Origin of the sequence: Pseudomonas oryzihabitans NBRC 102199, assembly GCF_000730625.1 — a bacterium.
GTDB classification, from domain to species: domain Bacteria; phylum Pseudomonadota; class Gammaproteobacteria; order Pseudomonadales; family Pseudomonadaceae; genus Chryseomonas; species Chryseomonas oryzihabitans.
Map to the genome: position 1 here is coordinate 1 of NZ_BBIT01000025.1, position 13969 is coordinate 13969.

Here is a 13969-nt window from a genome sequence, read left to right on the forward strand (position 1 = left end):
TTTCAAATTTATTGCTGACGGACGCTGATGCGGGCGAAAGCCTTCTTGCCGGCCTGACATATATAGGTACGCCCGATCTCGAACAGGAAGCCGCGATCGACCACCTCGCCATCCACCTTGACGCTACCCGCCGCAAGCAGGTCGCGAGCGGCTGCCGCGTTCTTCACCAGTCCAGCCTTGTTGAGGACGGCAGCGACCGGCAGCGCCGCATCGGTTTCCAGCTCGACTTCCGGCAGGTCTTCCGGCAGCTCGCCATCCTTCATGCGGTTGCCCGCGGAACGGTGGGCGGTCTGGGCGGCTTCTTCTCCGTGGAAGCGGGCCACGATCTCTTCGGCCAGCTTGATCTTGATGTCGCGGGGATTGGCGCCCTGCGCAACATCGCTGCGGAACTGGGCGATCTCTTCCAGGCTGCGGAAGCTGAGCAGCTCGAAGTAACGCCACATGAGGGTGTCGGGAATGGACACCAGCTTGTTGTACATGACGCCGGGCGCTTCCTGGATGCCGACGTAGTTGCCCAGGGATTTGGACATCTTCTTCACGCCGTCCAGACCTTCGAGCAGCGGCATGGTGAGGATGCACTGGGCTTCCTGGCCATAGGCGCGCTGCAGTTCGCGGCCCATGAGCAGGTTGAATTTCTGGTCGGTACCGCCCAGCTCGACATCGGCGCGCAGGGCGACGGAGTCATAGCCCTGGACCAGGGGATAGAGGAACTCGTGGATGGCGATGGGCTGGTTGCCGGCGTAGCGCTTGCTGAAGTCGTCGCGCTCGAGCATGCGCGCTACGGTGTACTGGGAAGAGAGGCGAATGAAGTCGGCCGGCGACAGCTGATCCATCCAGGTGGCATTGAAGGCCACTTCGGTACGGGCCGGATCGAGGATCTTGAACACCTGGGCCTTGTAGGTCTCGGCATTCTCCAGCACCTGCTCGCGGGTCAGCGGCGGGCGGGTGGCGCTCTTGCCACTGGGGTCGCCGATCATGCCGGTGAAGTCGCCGATTAGGAAGATGACCTGGTGGCCCAGCTCCTGGAACTGGCGCAGCTTGTTGATCAGCACGGTGTGGCCAAGGTGCAGATCCGGAGCGGTCGGATCGAAGCCTGCCTTGATGCGCAGCGGGGTGCCACGCTCCAGTTTTGTTACAAGCTCTGACTCGACAAGCAGCTCATCTGCTCCACGCTTGATGACCGCCAGCTGCTCCTGGACCGTTTTCATGGGGGCTTCGCCTCTGAATTTCGAAAGCGTGAACCTTATCAAGATGCCCCTAGTAGCCGCCAGCCGGCACGTCGGATCACCACCCCAAAGGGTTGTGACAGCCAGATTTTGATTATATTTTAGGCAGTTATTCACTTCTTTTAACGTCAGATCATCACTTTAGCTAAATGACGAAGCCAATCCCCAAAAGTCCGTTCTACCCCAAAAGCCACCTCGTGGCCGCCAGCGGGGTGGCCGCACTCTTGAGTCTGGCCTTGCTCGTGTTTCCCTCTCAGCAGGTCGAGGCGAAACGCACTTCCATCAATCTGGATGTTGAACAGGACGCCCGGCGCGTCGTGCAGGGTCAGGATGACCTGAAGGAGCAAGTGCTCGCAGATACTCAAGCCGCGGACACCCAGTCCCCCTCCCCCTTTGCCCAGGTCGCCCCTGAGCAGACGGAAGCTCAGACCGCCGAGGAAGCGCCTGCCGAAGAGGAAGTTGCCGCCACCGAGAGCGTCGAGCCGCAGTGGAAGACCGAAACCGTGCGCAAGGGCGACACCCTCTCGACCCTGTTCGAGCGGGCTGGCCTGGCCGCTGCCGTGGTGCACGAGGTGCTGGCCAGCAGCAAGGAAGCCAAGAAGCTGACCCGCCTGCGGGTGGGCCAGAAGATCGAGTTCCAGCGTGATCACTCAGGTGACCTGCTGGCGGTGCGCACCAAGCTCACCGCGCTGCAGACCCTGTCGCTGGTCAAGTCCGACCAGGGCTATGAGGTCGAGCACAAGACCGTTACCCCGGACATCCGCAAGGCCTATGCCCAGGGTCGGATCAGCAGTTCGCTGTTCGCCTCGGCGCAGAAAGCCGGACTGTCCCATGACATGACCATGGCGCTGGCCACCATCTTCGGCTACGACATCGACTTCGCGCTGGACATCCAGGAAGGCGACGAATTCGAGGTCGTCTACGAGGACAAGGTGGTCAACGGCAAGCACGTCGGCTACGGCAACATCCTGGCCGCCCGCTTCGTCAACAAGGGCAAGGCCTACACGGCCGTGCGCTACACCGCCAAGAACGGCACCACCAACTACTACACGGCGGAAGGCGGCAGCATGCGCAAGGCCTTCATCCGTACCCCGGTGGAGTTCTCGCGGATCAGCTCGCGCTTCACCATGGGCCGTTTCCACCCGGTGCTGAACAAGATGCGCGCGCACAAGGGCGTCGACTATGCCGCGCCTACCGGTACGCCGATCCATGCCACCGGCGACGGCAAGATCGCCAAGGCCGGGCGCGAGAATGGCTACGGCAACGTGGTCATGATCCAGCACGGCAAGACCTACACCACCGTCTATGGCCACATGAGCCGGATCGCCAAGGGCATGCAGGCCGGCGCCTCGGTGAAGCAGGGCCAGGTGATAGGCTACGTGGGCATGACGGGGCTGGCTACCGGTCCGCACCTGCACTACGAATTCCGCATCAATGGCAACCACGTCGATCCACTCGGGGTGAAACTGCCGATGGCCGATCCCATCGCCAAGAACGAGATCTCGCGCTTCCTGGCCCAGAGCCAGCCGCTCATGGCCCGCATGGACCAGGAGCGGGCGTCGCTGCTCGCGATGAACAAGCGCTGAGATGGAGCGCTACCTGGGGGTGATGTCCGGCACCAGTCTGGATGGACTGGATATCGCCCTGATCGAGCAGGATGAGCGGACCCGTTTCGTCGCTGCCCTGGGCGTGCCAATGCCGGACGCGCTCCGCCGCGAGCTGCTGGCGCTGTGCGCGCCCGGCGACAACGAGATCGAGCGCATCGCCCGGGCCGAACAGGCCTGGGTCGGGCTGGCTGCCCAGGGTATCGCCGAACTGCTGGCGCAGCAGGGGCTGACGCCCGCGGATATCCGCGCCGTGGGTAGCCATGGCCAGACCATCCGCCATCTGCCGGCGCAGGGCTACACCCTGCAGATCGGCGATGCCGCCCTGCTGGCCGAACTGACCGGCATCGATGTCATCGCCGATTTCCGCAGGCGCGACCTGGCCGCCGGTGGCCAAGGCGCGCCCCTGGTCCCGGCCTTCCATGCCGATCTCTTCGGCCTGGACCGCCCGCGCGCGGTGCTCAACATCGGTGGCTTCAGCAACGTGACCCTGCTGGCACCGGGTCTGCCGGTACGAGGCTTCGATTGCGGACCGGGCAATGTGCTGCTGGATGCCTGGATCCACCACAGCCAGGGGCGGCTCTTCGACGCCGATGGCGCCTGGGCCGCGCAGGGACAGGTCGTGCCGGCGCTGCTGCAGGGGCTGCTGAGCGATCCCTTCTTCGTGAAAAGCGGACCGAAGAGCACCGGGCGCGAGCATTTCAACCTGCCCTGGCTGCAAGCGCATCTCGCCCGGCATGAGACGCTGGCTTCGGCCGATATTCAGGCCACCCTGGCCGAATTGAGCGCCCGCAGCATCGCCGACAGCATCCTGGCGGCCCAGGCGGTGGACGAGGTGCTGGTCTGTGGCGGGGGGGCGCACAACCGGGATCTGATGGCGCGTCTGGCGCGGCTACTGGCGCCGGCCAAGGTGCAGAGCACCGCAGCCTATGACGTGTCGCCGGACTGGATGGAAGCCATGGCCTTTGCCTGGCTGGCCCAGCGTTTCTGCGAGCGCCTGCCCGGCAACTGCCCGGAAGTCACCGGCGCCCGCGGCCTCCGCGTCCTGGGTGCGCTCTATCCGCACTAGGCCAGAGGCTGTGCAAGGTCAGATGGAGAAGGACTGACCGCAGCCGCAGGTGGTGGCGGCGTTGGGGTTCTTGATGACGAAGCGCGAACCTTCCAGGCCTTCCTGGTAATCCACCTCGGCGCCGGCCAGGTACTGGAAGCTCATGGGATCCACCACCAGGTGCACGCCATCGCGCTCGATGACGGTGTCGTCGTCGGCGGAATCTTCATCGAAGGTGAAGCCGTACTGGAAGCCCGAGCAGCCGCCACCCGTGACGAAGACGCGCAGCTTCAGGCGGGGATTGCCCTCTTCCTCGATCAGGTTCTTCACCTTGCTGGCCGCGCCCAGGGTGAACTGCAGGGGGGTCGGGGTGAAGGTTTCAATGGTCATTGCCGTAGTCTCCCGGCTTGCGCCGAACACAATTCAGTCAGGAAATTATCCGCTTGCCCGAGCAAAAGGGTCAACTATTGCACGACCACGGGAGCCTGGCCGAGATGACCGGAGTGAATGACTTGCCGGCAGCGCCACTCTAATATCGCCCCGCCCGATGACGCCGATTGATAAGGAGAACGCCCCGATGCTCTATCTTTGGTTGAAAGCCTTCCACCTGATTGCCCTGGTCTGCTGGTTCGCCGGCCTGTTCTATCTGCCGCGCCTGTTCGTCTATCACGCCCAGAGCAGCGACGCCGTGAGCCATGAGCGCTTCTGCCTGATGGAGCGCAAGCTGTACCGCGGCATCATGCTGCCGGCGATGATCCTGACGCTGGTGTTCGGCATCGGCCTGCTGGTGATCAACCCGAGCTGGCTGACCCAGGGCTGGATGCACACCAAGCTGGCGCTGGTGGTGGTGCTGATCGGCTATCACCATGTCTGCGGCGCCATGCGCAAGAGATTCGAACGCGGCGAGAACAAGCGCAGCCATGTGTTCTATCGCTGGTTCAACGAGGTACCGGTTCTGGTGCTCATCGCCATCGTCATCCTGGTGGTGGTCAAACCCTACTAGGTGCGCGGTAGATCCGCCGGCGACCGGCGTTTTCCTGGAGAAAGCAGTATGCAGCGTTATGCCCTGGTAACCGGTGCCTCGTGCGGGATCGGTCTGGCCCTGGCCGAGGCCCTGGCGCGGCGGGGTCAGCCGCTGATCCTGCTGGCGCGGCGCAAGGACAAGCTGGAGAGCATCGCCGCCGAGCTGGCCCAGCGCTTCGACGTGGAGGTGCTGTACCGGGTCTGCGATCTGGCGGAGCCGCTGCACCTGACCGGTCTGCTGCACGAACTGGAGCAGAGCGAGAGAGCCATCGGCCTGCTGGTCAACTGCGCCGGGATCGGCAGCGGCGGGGATTTTCTCGCCGCCGACTGGCCGCGGGTGCAGGAGCAACTGGAGCTGAACATCCTGGCGCTCACCCGCCTGTGCCATGCCCTGGGCCAGCACATGGCGATCCAGGGGGGCGGCCAGATCCTCAACGTCGCCTCAACCGCGGCCTTCCAGCCCATTCCCTACATGAGCAGCTATGCGGCGACCAAGGCCTATGTGCTGCACTTCTCCGAGGGCCTGCGCGAGGAACTCAAGAAGCGGGGGGTGTCGGTGTCGGTGCTCTGCCCCGGCCCGACCCGTACCGCCTTCTTCAAGAACGCCGGGCTGCACACCGGGCGCATGGAGCAGGGCAAGTTGCTGATGTCCGCCGAAGAGGTGGCCCTGGCCGCGGTGCACGGACTGGAAAGACGCCAGGCGGTGATCGTCCCTGGCTGGCGCAATCGCCTGGGCAGTCTGCTGCCCCGCTTCTTCCCCCGCGCTCTGGTGCGTTCGGCCGCGGTGCGGATCGGCAAACTCTTTCAGCCCGCGTAAGGGTGATCCCGCCGGCGGCACCTGACCCCGGGCGGCAGCCGCTGGTACACTCGGGGTCTATTCAGCCAGCAGGAGATCGACGTGGATTGTCTGTTCTGCAAGATCGTCGCCGGGGACATTCCGGCCAAGGTGCTCTACGAGGATGATCAGGTCATAGCCTTCCATGACATCGCCCCGCAGGCGCCCGTGCACTTCCTGGTCATTCCCAAGAAGCACATCGCGACCCTGCACGACCTCAGCGAGGCCGATGACAAGCAGCTCGCCGGCCATATCCTCTTCACCGCCCAGCGCCTGGCGCAGGAGCAGGGTTGCGAGGAAGGCTTCCGCGTGGCGATGAATTGCAACGCCCTGGGTGGCCAGACGGTCTATCACATCCATATGCATGTGCTGGGCAAGCGGCAGATGACCTGGCCTCCGGGCTGAGCCACACCCTGTCCTCCCTTCGCCCGCCAAGGAGATCACCTTGAGATCCAAGCGCCTCTACTCCCCCCTCGATCGACTGCTGATCCAGGCGGATACCGCCTTGCGTACCCTGACGCCCTTCAGTGGCGCTCCCACCCGCAGTTCGCCGGCCATTCCACTCAAGGACGCTGAACTGAGCGATGAAGAACGCCGTCACGCGGCCGGCCTCATGCGCATCAACCACACCGGCGAGGTCTGCGCCCAGGCGCTGTACCAGGGTCAGGCGCTGACCGCCAAACTGCCGGAAGTGCGCGAAGAAATGGAAAAGGCGGCCGACGAAGAGATCGATCACCTGGCCTGGTGCGAGCAGCGCATCCGCGCCCTGGGTGAGCGTCCGAGTCTGCTCAATCCGCTGTTCTATGGCCTGTCCTTCGGGATCGGCGCCGGTGCCGGCCTGATCAGCGATCGCCTGAGCCTGGGCTTCGTCGCCGCTACCGAGGATCAGGTCTGCCGCCATCTGGACGAGCACCTGGACAAGCTGCCGGCGGCCGACGCCAAGTCCCGCGCGGTGCTGGAACAGATGCGCAGCGACGAAGAGCAGCACGCCGAGCACGCCCTGGCGGCCGGTGGCTGGCGCTTCCCCGCGCCGGTCAAATACGGCATGAGTCTGGTGTCCAAGGTGATGACCAAGACCACCTACCGTATCTGACCTGCGGCTGGCGCCCACGAAAAAGCCCTGCCTTGGCAGGGCTTTTTGCTGCTCGGACGACTAGATGTCGAAGAAGACCGTTTCCTGCGGGCCCTGCAGATGGATGTCGAAGCGATAGGCCAGGCGGCCATCGATCTCGCAGCGACGCGCCAGCAGGGTGGGCCGGCGCTCCGGCTCCGGCAGGTTGTAGACCGGGCAGCGGGCGTTGGCCTCGGCTTCATCGTCGAAGTAGAGGCGGGTCTGCAGGTGAATATTGATGCCGCGGGCGAACAGGGTGACGTTGATGTGCGGCGCCATGGGCTGGCCGCGCTGGTCCTGGACCTGGCCGGGCTTTACGGTGTGCAGCGTCCAGTCGCCGGCATCGAAGGTGGTGGCGGTGCGGCCGAAGCCGTTGAAGGCCTTTTCCACGTCATAGACCGGATCGTAGTGGCCCTGGTGATCGGCCTGCCAGAACTCCAGGAAGGAATCGCGCACCAGGTTGCCGTTGCCGTCGAACACCTGGCCGGTGAGCAGGATGTGCTCGCCCGGCGCGCCGGGCTTGGCCAGCTGGTTCCAGATCTCGACCTCGCGGGTGGGGTTGCCGGCGGCGGCCAGGGCCAGGCCGATGTGCACATAGGGACCGGCGGTCTGGGAGGGGGTTTCCGGCAGCAGGGCGTGGCGGTTGGGGGTCATGTCGGCGTCCTCAGTGGTGTTCGAAGAACGTCTGCCGCGCGCCGCGGGTGACGATGTCGAAGCGATAGGCCAGGCAGTCCATGGGATTGGCCATGCTCATGTCCAGGCGGGCGATCAAGGTCTGGACGGCATCGGGATCGGCGATGGACTTGACGATGGGGCACAGCGGGATCAGCGGATCGCCCTCGAAATAGAGCTGGGTGATCAGCCGGGTGGCGATGGCCGGCCCCATGACCGAGACGTGGATGTGCGCCGGGCGCCAGTCGTTGCTGCCGTTGCGCCAGGGATAGGGACCCGGGCGGACGGTACGGAAGACATAGTTGCCCTGGCTGTCGGTACGGGTGCGGCCGACGCCGCCGAAGTTGGGATCGAGCGGTGCCAGGTAGACGTCATTCTTGTGCCGATAGCGACCGCCGGCGTTGGCCTGCCAGATCTCCACCAGGGAATTGGGCACCGGCTTGCCGAATTGATCACGCAGGGTACCGAACAGGATGATGCGTTCGCCCTGGGGCAACTGGCCGGTGCCGAAGTTGAGCAGCAGGTCGTTGTCGTGCGGTCCCAGCGGCAGCCGCGAGAAGTCCGGGCCACTGCGCTCGGAAGCCGTCTGGTGCTGCAGGCTGACCAGCGCCTGGCGCGGCGAGCGGGGAATCGAGGATTTGTAGGCGGGCGTATAGGCCTGGGGATGCCAGGTGCGATCACGGGCGACGTAGCGAACGTCGTGGGGCTTGTTATGCATTGGAATGCTCCACGGAAGGATCGGGGCCAAAGGTTGGCTGATCCCAGTGTGGCCCAGGGCGCCGCCTGGCTGAATTGAAAGCTGCGCCCTTCCCCATAACCTAATGGTTAAGTGTCAACTCGCCGGCCACCTCGCGCAGGACGTCGCAGAATCTCTGGGTTGCCAACGACAGGGGCACGCTGCCATTGCGGCAGATGCCGACCGAACCCCCGGCTTCGCGCACGCCAAGCTCCACCTCCACCAGTTCGCCGTTGGCCAGGTCGCGGCGTACCGCATCGAGCGGGGCGATCCACAGGGCCTCGCTCTGGCGGACGTACTGGCGGCTGAGGGTCGGCGACAGGGTTTCCAGCCGCTGGGGACTAAGGGGAATGCCGCACTGGACGAAGAGACTCTCGGCGTGGCGGCGAATGGTGGTCCCGGGCAAGGGCAGCACCAGGGGATAGCGCGCCAGGGTCGCCAGGTCCGCCGGCAGCGCCTGGCTCAGCGGATGTCCCGGGCGCACCACCAGGGTCAGGGCCTCGGTATAGAGGTGTTCGAAGTCGAGGCCATGGATGTCCGGGCTGTCGGTCATGCGGCCGACCACCAGATCCAGGTCGCCGACGCGCAATTGTCCGAGCAGATAGGCGCTGGGACCGGTGGCGACGTTGACGATCAGCTGGCGATGACGGTCATGCAGGCGCATCAGGACCTCGGGCAGCACCTGGCTTTCCACGGTCGACAGCACCCCGACCCGCACCAGGCCGCCGGCCTCGCCACCGCGCACCAGTTGCATGCCCTCGCGCAGGGCCTGTACGCAGGGACCGGCGTGGCGCAGGAACAGCAGGCCCGCCTCGGTCAGGGTCACCTCGCCCTTGCCGCGCTCGAACAGACGCACCTCAAGGATCTCCTCGAGTTCGCGGACGGTCTTGGAGATGGCCGGCTGGGACACGGCGATGGCATCGGCGGCCTTGGCGAAGCTGCGCTGCTGGGCGATCTCCAGAAAGCACAGCAGGTGGCGAAACTTGATACGGTTGTCGAGATTCATGACGCTCTCAAGGCAAGGCACGGGCCAGAGACTACCACCCGGCGGTCATGGAAAACCCTTGGAGTCAGCAGGGGCATCCTTTGCTACAGTGCCGCCTTGTCTTCCGAGATCTCTCCATGTCGATCCGTGCCCAGCAGAAGCTGCAAACGCGCCAGGCGCTGCTGGAATCGGCACGCCTGCTGATGAACAGCGGCCGCGGCTTCGGCAGCCTGAGCCTGCGCGAGGTGAGTCGCCAGGCCGGGATCGTGCCGGCGGGTTTCTATCGCCACTTCGCCGACATGGAGAGCTTTGGCCTGGCGCTGGTGGCCGAGGTGGGCGACACCTTTCGCGACGCCCTGCGCCAGGTGCGTCATCACGAATTGCAGCAGCGCGGCATGATCGAGGCCTCGGTGGAGATCTTTCTCGGCGCCGTGAGCGACAACCGTGATCAATTCCTCTTTCTCGCCCGCGAGCAATACGGCGGCTCCCTGGCCGTGCGCCAGGCCATCGCCGAGTTGCGCCAGCGCATCACCCAGGACCTGGCCCGTGACCTGCTCGCCCTGGGTCGGCTGCCGCACCTGAATCCGTCGCAGATCGATGTGCTGGCCGACCTGGTGGTGAAGACGGTGTTCGCCACCCTGCCGGAGCTGATCGATCCCCCACCCCTGACCACACCGCCGCCGCTGTGGCCGGCGGCGAAGATGGTGCAGCAACTCAAGCTGATTCTGATCGGCAGCAAGCATTGGCGGCGCGGCGAGCGCGCAAACGCACCAAAAGAGGGCGTTGCTCTGCTAGCCGATGCAATGGCGCACCAAATAAGAGCAAACTGAACGCCGGGTTAACTCATGGCGCCCCAGAACCAGGCGACTTGCGCGCCTTGGCAGGCACCTTGCTGTAGAGCTGGGCAAAACTGCCAAGAGTCCTGCCATGCTGGTCGTCCAAAGCCGCTGCGCGCCCCAGGATACCTGGGACGCCGAACTCCACCTCACCTACGACGCCCGCAGCAAGAGTCGCCTGAGAGCCACCACCAGCGCTGGCGAAGACGTCGGCCTGTTTCTCGAACGCGGCCAACCGCCGCTGGCCGATGGCGACTGCCTGGAAGCCCGCGATGGCCGCATCGTGCGGGTCGTCGCCCGCCCGGAAAAGCTGTTGCACGTGACCTGCGCCAGCGCCTTCGAACTGACCCGCGCCGCCTATCACCTGGGCAATCGCCACGTCGCCCTGCAGATCGGCGACGGTTGGCTACGGCTGCTGGACGACTACGTGCTCAAGGCCATGCTGGAGCAGCTCGGCGCCCGGGTCAGCGAGATCGAGGCCGGCTTCCAGCCCGAGCACGGCGCCTACGGCGGCGGTCACCATCACTCGCACCATGGCGAGGAAGGCTTCAACTACGCACCCAAGCTGCACCACTTCGGCGTGCGCACGTGAATTCGCCCTTCGCGCTGCTGCGCCTGGCCAGTCCCCAGTTGCCGATTGGCGGCTACAGCTATTCCCAGGGACTGGAACTGGCCATCGACAGCGGCCTGATCCGCAGCGCGGCAGAGGCCGAGGTCTGGCTGCGCGACAATCTCGAACTCAATCTGGCGCGCTTCGAAGCGCCGCTGCTGCTGGCCCATTGCCAAGCCGCCGCGGCGGGCGACTGGACGCGCCTGAGCGAACTGGCCGAGCACCATCGCGCCAGTCGCGAAACCGCGGAATTCCAGCTGGAAAGTCGCCAGACCGGCTATTCCCTGGCGCAACTGCTGCTCGGTCTGCCGGAGTTGGACGACAGTAGCCGCCGCCTGCTCGGCGAACTGGCTCCGACCTTCGCCCTCGGTTGGGCGCTGGCCGCTCGCGCCTGGGCGATCGCACCGCGAGCGGCGCTGGACGCCTGGCTGTGGACCTGGCTGGAAAATCAGCTGGCGGTGCTGATGAAAACCCTGCCGCTGGGCCAGCAAGCGGCCCAGCGCCTCACCTCCCTTCTGCTGCCGACCCTGACCGCCGTGGCCGAGCAGGCCGCTGCCCTGCCCGAAGCGCACTGGGGCGGCGCCCCCTTCGGCCTGGCCCTCAGCAGCATGGCCCATGAGCGGCAGTACAGCCGCCTGTTCCGTTCCTAGGAGATCCCCTGATGACTACTCAACCCCTGCGCGTCGGTATCGGCGGACCGGTCGGTTCCGGCAAGACCGCCCTCACCCTGGCCCTCTGCCGCGCCCTGCGCGAGCGCTACAACCTGGCGGTGGTGACCAACGACATCTACACCCGCGAAGACGCCGATTTCCTGGTGCGCAACGAGGCCCTGGCGCCCGAGCGTATCCTTGGTGTGGAGACCGGGGGCTGTCCGCACACCGCCATCCGCGAAGACGCCTCCATCAACCTGGAAGCGGTGGACCAGCTCAACCGCCGCTTTCCCAGCCTGGACCTGATCCTGGTGGAATCCGGCGGCGACAACCTGTCCGCCACCTTCAGCCCGGAGCTGTCCGATCTGACCCTTTACGTCATCGACGTCTCGGCCGGTGACAAGCTGCCGCGCAAGGGTGGCCCCGGTATCTGCAAGTCGGATCTGCTGGTGATCAACAAGATCGACCTGGCCGAGCAGGTCGGTGCCTCCCTGGAGGTGATGGATCGCGACACTCGCAAGATGCGCGGCGACAAGCCCTTCGTCTTCAGCAACCAGAAGACCGGTCTGGGACTGGAAGAGATCATCGCCTTCATCGAGAAGCAGGGTCTGCTGACCGCCGCCTAGGAACCTGCTCACGACCTCGCGAGCTAGAGACAAACAAGGCGAAAAGGCCTGAGGAAGCGGAGTTTACAAGTGGTAAATGAGCATTCCGAAGGACTTTTCAACGCCGTTTGGCCGACGCGCAGCAGGTCGTGAGCAGGTTCTGAGTCCAGGATTTCATCACTTAAGGAGCCCCCATGAAACACGCCAAGATCTTCGCCACCGCCGCCCTGCTGCTCGCCCCGGCCCTGGCCTTCGCCCATCCGGGTCATGCCGAGAACGGCCTGGCCGCCGGGGTGCTGCACCCCCTGACCGGTCTCGACCACCTGCTGGCCATGCTCGCCGTGGGGCTCTGGGCCGCCCAGCAGCAGGGCAAGGCGCGCCTGGCGCTGCCCTGCACCTTTGTCGGCACCATGCTGATCGGCGGCCTGCTGGGCTTCGCCGGGCTGGAGCTGCCCTTGCTGGAGACCGGCATCGCTGCCTCGGTGCTGGCCCTGGGTCTGCTGGTGGCCCTGGCCGCCCGTCCGCCGGTGGCCGCCGCCGTCGGCCTGACCGCCGCCTTCGCCCTGTTCCACGGCGTGGCCCATGGTCTGGAATTGCCGGAAATGGGCAATCCCTGGGCCTATGCCGCCGGTTTCGTCGCCGCCACCGCCACCCTGCATGCTCTGGGCTATGCCGTGGTGCGCTACCTGCCCCAGGCGGCCACGCCGCTGGTGCGAGTCGCCGGCGTCGCCACGGCCGTGGCCGGGGGCTGGCTGCTCGCCGCCTGATCCGTCAGGCGATCCCCAGCTGCTGGCGCAGTCGCGCCAGCACACCCTCTTCCGCCACCGCCGGCAGTTGCGCGGTATAGCCGCCAAAGCCGGCGAAGCGTGTGGCGAAATCCACCTCGAGCACGAATCTGTTGTCGAACTGCTGTGACGCCAGGGGTGCCAGCACCTCGGCCGTATAGGTGTCGCGCGGATCGCTGCCCAGCCGCACCGGCAGGTCGCCACTCTGCTGGCGATAGGCGACCCAGGGCGAATAGGTGAAGGCCTCCAGTCGGCCCCGCGCCAGGTCCAGTTCCAATAGGCGCAGCAGGCCGTTGCCGCCGGCGTATTCGGTCTGGTAGTTGATCAGCAGGAGATCCACCGGATGGCCCAGGTCATTGGTCATCCGCAGGTGACCGCTGCCGTGGTTGTGGCCGTTGAGGGTGAGGAAGATCTGGTCGTTGCGGCGGATCAGCCGATTCCACAACCGTACCCCGGTGTCGTTGCGCCGGGTGGAAAGCACCGGCTGGCCGTTCACCAGGTCGACGATGTTGTGCGAGGCCAGGATGGTCGGCAGGTGCGGATAGCGATCCAGCATGCCCTGGGCCCAGTCCAGACTCTGGTCCGAGGGGCACCAGTCCAGGGTCAGCAGCAGAAAGCCCTGCCCCAGCGCCGAGAAACGATGGGCCTCGTTGAGACCGGTGACGTCGCGTTCGATGAAGGTGGCCTGGCGCGCCGCCCGCTCACGGCCGAAATACTGGGTGAAGAGTTCGCGACCGTCACGCAGGCGGTCCTCGGTGTAGAGCTCGACGACATCATGGTCGCCGGTCATGACGCTGTAGGGCACCCCGGCCTGTTCAAGGCGTGCCATGGCGTGACTGGCCAGGGCCCACTCGCCGCGCTGCTCGGCGTTTTCCACCAGATCGCCCAGGTGCACCACGAAGGGCAGGTTCAGCGCCGCGGCGTTGTGCGCCAGCCAATGGGTCTGGGCATGAAAGGCCAGCGCTGGCGGATAGCCCAGGTGGCCATAGCGCTCCACCCGCCGGCCGTTGGGTTGCATCTCGTGGTTGTTCTCACTGTAGTACTGGGTATCGGGGAGGACGCCGAGCACGAAGCTGCTGCGCGACGGCAGCGGCGCCAGAGGAGCGAAGGCATGCCGCTCGAACCAGTGGGCGCGGTGTTCCGGCAGGCCGTAGCGCTGGGTCGGCTTGCAGGCGGCCAGCAGCGGCAGACCGGCCAGCGCCAGGCACAGCCGGCGACGTTTGAAATCGGGCGAATCGGTCAT

17 protein-coding genes are annotated in these 13969 nt (G+C 65.6%); 11 read left to right on the plus strand and 6 right to left on the minus strand.

What is annotated here, in order from left to right; genetic code table 11:
• Nucleotides 1–8 precede the first annotated feature (8 nt).
• Nucleotides 9–1208: a tyrosine--tRNA ligase gene (gene tyrS, locus POR01S_RS21935; protein ID WP_027601386.1), complete on the minus strand. Its 1200-nt coding sequence runs from the start codon at nucleotides 1206–1208 to the stop codon at nucleotides 9–11.
• Nucleotides 1209–1375: 167 nt separating this feature from the next.
• Here tyrS and POR01S_RS21940 point away from each other — a divergent pair, with 167 nt between their 5' ends.
• Nucleotides 1376–2812, plus strand: coding sequence for a peptidoglycan DD-metalloendopeptidase family protein (locus POR01S_RS21940; RefSeq protein ID WP_042138358.1), 1437 nt, complete (start codon nucleotides 1376–1378; stop codon nucleotides 2810–2812).
• 1 nt (nucleotide 2813) lies between these two features.
• Nucleotides 2814–3899, plus strand: a complete 1086-nt coding sequence (locus POR01S_RS21945; RefSeq protein ID WP_042138360.1) for an anhydro-N-acetylmuramic acid kinase — start codon at nucleotides 2814–2816, stop codon at nucleotides 3897–3899.
• Between the two features lie 18 nt (nucleotides 3900–3917).
• On the opposite strand, the gene erpA is transcribed toward POR01S_RS21945, so the two are convergent.
• Nucleotides 3918–4268, minus strand: coding sequence for an iron-sulfur cluster insertion protein ErpA (erpA, locus tag POR01S_RS21950; protein WP_007162616.1), 351 nt, complete (start codon nucleotides 4266–4268; stop codon nucleotides 3918–3920).
• Between the two features lie 187 nt (nucleotides 4269–4455).
• Here erpA and hemJ point away from each other — a divergent pair, with 187 nt between their 5' ends.
• The 4 genes from hemJ to coq7 all read left to right on the plus strand — a co-directional run bounded on the left by hemJ (nucleotide 4456) and on the right by coq7 (nucleotide 6829).
• Nucleotides 4456–4881 (plus strand): protoporphyrinogen oxidase HemJ, encoded by a 426-nt coding sequence (hemJ, locus tag POR01S_RS21955; RefSeq protein WP_007162617.1) that lies wholly within the window; start codon nucleotides 4456–4458, stop codon nucleotides 4879–4881.
• 48 nt (nucleotides 4882–4929) lie between these two features.
• Nucleotides 4930–5718 carry an SDR family NAD(P)-dependent oxidoreductase gene (locus tag POR01S_RS21960; protein ID WP_007162618.1) on the plus strand — a complete coding sequence of 263 codons (789 nt, stop codon included), beginning with the start codon at nucleotides 4930–4932 and terminating at the stop codon, nucleotides 5716–5718.
• 81 nt (nucleotides 5719–5799) lie between these two features.
• Complete coding sequence (locus tag POR01S_RS21965) at nucleotides 5800–6141, plus strand: histidine triad nucleotide-binding protein (RefSeq protein ID WP_042138361.1); 342 nt, start codon at nucleotides 5800–5802, stop codon at nucleotides 6139–6141.
• A 40-nt stretch (nucleotides 6142–6181) separates the two neighbouring features.
• Nucleotides 6182–6829 carry a 2-polyprenyl-3-methyl-6-methoxy-1,4-benzoquinone monooxygenase gene (gene coq7, locus POR01S_RS21970; RefSeq protein ID WP_007162620.1) on the plus strand — a complete coding sequence of 216 codons (648 nt, stop codon included), beginning with the start codon at nucleotides 6182–6184 and terminating at the stop codon, nucleotides 6827–6829.
• 60 nt (nucleotides 6830–6889) lie between these two features.
• Here the strand turns inward: coq7 and pcaG are convergent, their stop codons facing one another.
• From pcaG to pcaQ, 3 genes are all read right to left on the minus strand, one after another.
• Nucleotides 6890–7501 carry a protocatechuate 3,4-dioxygenase subunit alpha gene (gene pcaG, locus POR01S_RS21975; protein WP_042138362.1) on the minus strand — a complete coding sequence of 204 codons (612 nt, stop codon included), beginning with the start codon at nucleotides 7499–7501 and terminating at the stop codon, nucleotides 6890–6892.
• A gap of 10 nt (nucleotides 7502–7511) precedes the next feature.
• Nucleotides 7512–8237, minus strand: coding sequence for a protocatechuate 3,4-dioxygenase subunit beta (gene pcaH / locus POR01S_RS21980; protein ID WP_007162622.1), 726 nt, complete (start codon nucleotides 8235–8237; stop codon nucleotides 7512–7514).
• 100 nt (nucleotides 8238–8337) lie between these two features.
• Nucleotides 8338–9261 (minus strand): pca operon transcription factor PcaQ, encoded by a 924-nt coding sequence (pcaQ, locus tag POR01S_RS21985; RefSeq protein WP_042138364.1) that lies wholly within the window; start codon nucleotides 9259–9261, stop codon nucleotides 8338–8340.
• 116 nt (nucleotides 9262–9377) lie between these two features.
• Here pcaQ and POR01S_RS21990 point away from each other — a divergent pair, with 116 nt between their 5' ends.
• The 5 genes from POR01S_RS21990 (at nucleotide 9378) to POR01S_RS22010 (ending at nucleotide 12708) form a co-directional block, all read left to right on the plus strand.
• Nucleotides 9378–10070, plus strand: coding sequence for a TetR family transcriptional regulator (locus tag POR01S_RS21990; RefSeq protein ID WP_042138367.1), 693 nt, complete (start codon nucleotides 9378–9380; stop codon nucleotides 10068–10070).
• A gap of 97 nt (nucleotides 10071–10167) precedes the next feature.
• Entirely contained in the window at nucleotides 10168–10668 is a 501-nt protein-coding gene (gene ureE / locus POR01S_RS21995) for an urease accessory protein UreE (RefSeq protein WP_042138369.1), read from the plus strand.
• Complete coding sequence (locus tag POR01S_RS22000) at nucleotides 10665–11336, plus strand: urease accessory protein UreF (RefSeq protein WP_042138371.1); 672 nt, start codon at nucleotides 10665–10667, stop codon at nucleotides 11334–11336. Before ureE ends, POR01S_RS22000 begins: the two co-directional genes overlap by 4 nt.
• Before the next feature lie 11 nt (nucleotides 11337–11347).
• Nucleotides 11348–11962 (plus strand): urease accessory protein UreG, encoded by a 615-nt coding sequence (gene ureG, locus POR01S_RS22005; protein WP_042138372.1) that lies wholly within the window; start codon nucleotides 11348–11350, stop codon nucleotides 11960–11962.
• Between the two features lie 173 nt (nucleotides 11963–12135).
• The gene (locus POR01S_RS22010) at nucleotides 12136–12708 is read left to right on the plus strand and encodes a HupE/UreJ family protein (protein ID WP_042138374.1); all 573 of its coding nucleotides are present in this window, start codon (nucleotides 12136–12138) and stop codon (nucleotides 12706–12708) included.
• Between the two features lie 4 nt (nucleotides 12709–12712).
• Here POR01S_RS22010 and POR01S_RS22015 read toward each other — a convergent pair whose 3' ends face one another.
• The gene (locus POR01S_RS22015; protein WP_042138376.1) at nucleotides 12713–13969 is read right to left on the minus strand and encodes a metallophosphoesterase family protein; all 1257 of its coding nucleotides are present in this window, start codon (nucleotides 13967–13969) and stop codon (nucleotides 12713–12715) included.

Coding starts and splice junctions, on each gene's coding strand:
- pcaQ (WP_042138364.1), bottom strand. CDS start 9,261: ATGAATCTCGACAACCGTATCAAGTTTCGCCACCTGCTGTGCTTTCTG.
- POR01S_RS21960 (WP_007162618.1), top strand. CDS start 4,930: ATGCAGCGTTATGCCCTGGTAACCGGTGCCTCGTGCGGGATCGGTCTG.
- pcaG (WP_042138362.1), bottom strand. CDS start 7,501: ATGACCCCCAACCGCCACGCCCTGCTGCCGGAAACCCCCTCCCAGACC.
- POR01S_RS21945 (WP_042138360.1), top strand. CDS start 2,814: ATGGAGCGCTACCTGGGGGTGATGTCCGGCACCAGTCTGGATGGACTG.
- hemJ (WP_007162617.1), top strand. CDS start 4,456: ATGCTCTATCTTTGGTTGAAAGCCTTCCACCTGATTGCCCTGGTCTGC.
- POR01S_RS21990 (WP_042138367.1), top strand. CDS start 9,378: ATGTCGATCCGTGCCCAGCAGAAGCTGCAAACGCGCCAGGCGCTGCTG.
- POR01S_RS22015 (WP_042138376.1), bottom strand. CDS start 13,969: ATGACCGATTCGCCCGATTTCAAACGTCGCCGGCTGTGCCTGGCGCTG.
- erpA (WP_007162616.1), bottom strand. CDS start 4,268: ATGACCATTGAAACCTTCACCCCGACCCCCCTGCAGTTCACCCTGGGC.
- ureG (WP_042138372.1), top strand. CDS start 11,348: ATGACTACTCAACCCCTGCGCGTCGGTATCGGCGGACCGGTCGGTTCC.
- pcaH (WP_007162622.1), bottom strand. CDS start 8,237: ATGCATAACAAGCCCCACGACGTTCGCTACGTCGCCCGTGATCGCACC.
- ureE (WP_042138369.1), top strand. CDS start 10,168: ATGCTGGTCGTCCAAAGCCGCTGCGCGCCCCAGGATACCTGGGACGCC.
- POR01S_RS22010 (WP_042138374.1), top strand. CDS start 12,136: ATGAAACACGCCAAGATCTTCGCCACCGCCGCCCTGCTGCTCGCCCCG.
- tyrS (WP_027601386.1), bottom strand. CDS start 1,208: ATGAAAACGGTCCAGGAGCAGCTGGCGGTCATCAAGCGTGGAGCAGAT.
- POR01S_RS21940 (WP_042138358.1), top strand. CDS start 1,376: ATGACGAAGCCAATCCCCAAAAGTCCGTTCTACCCCAAAAGCCACCTC.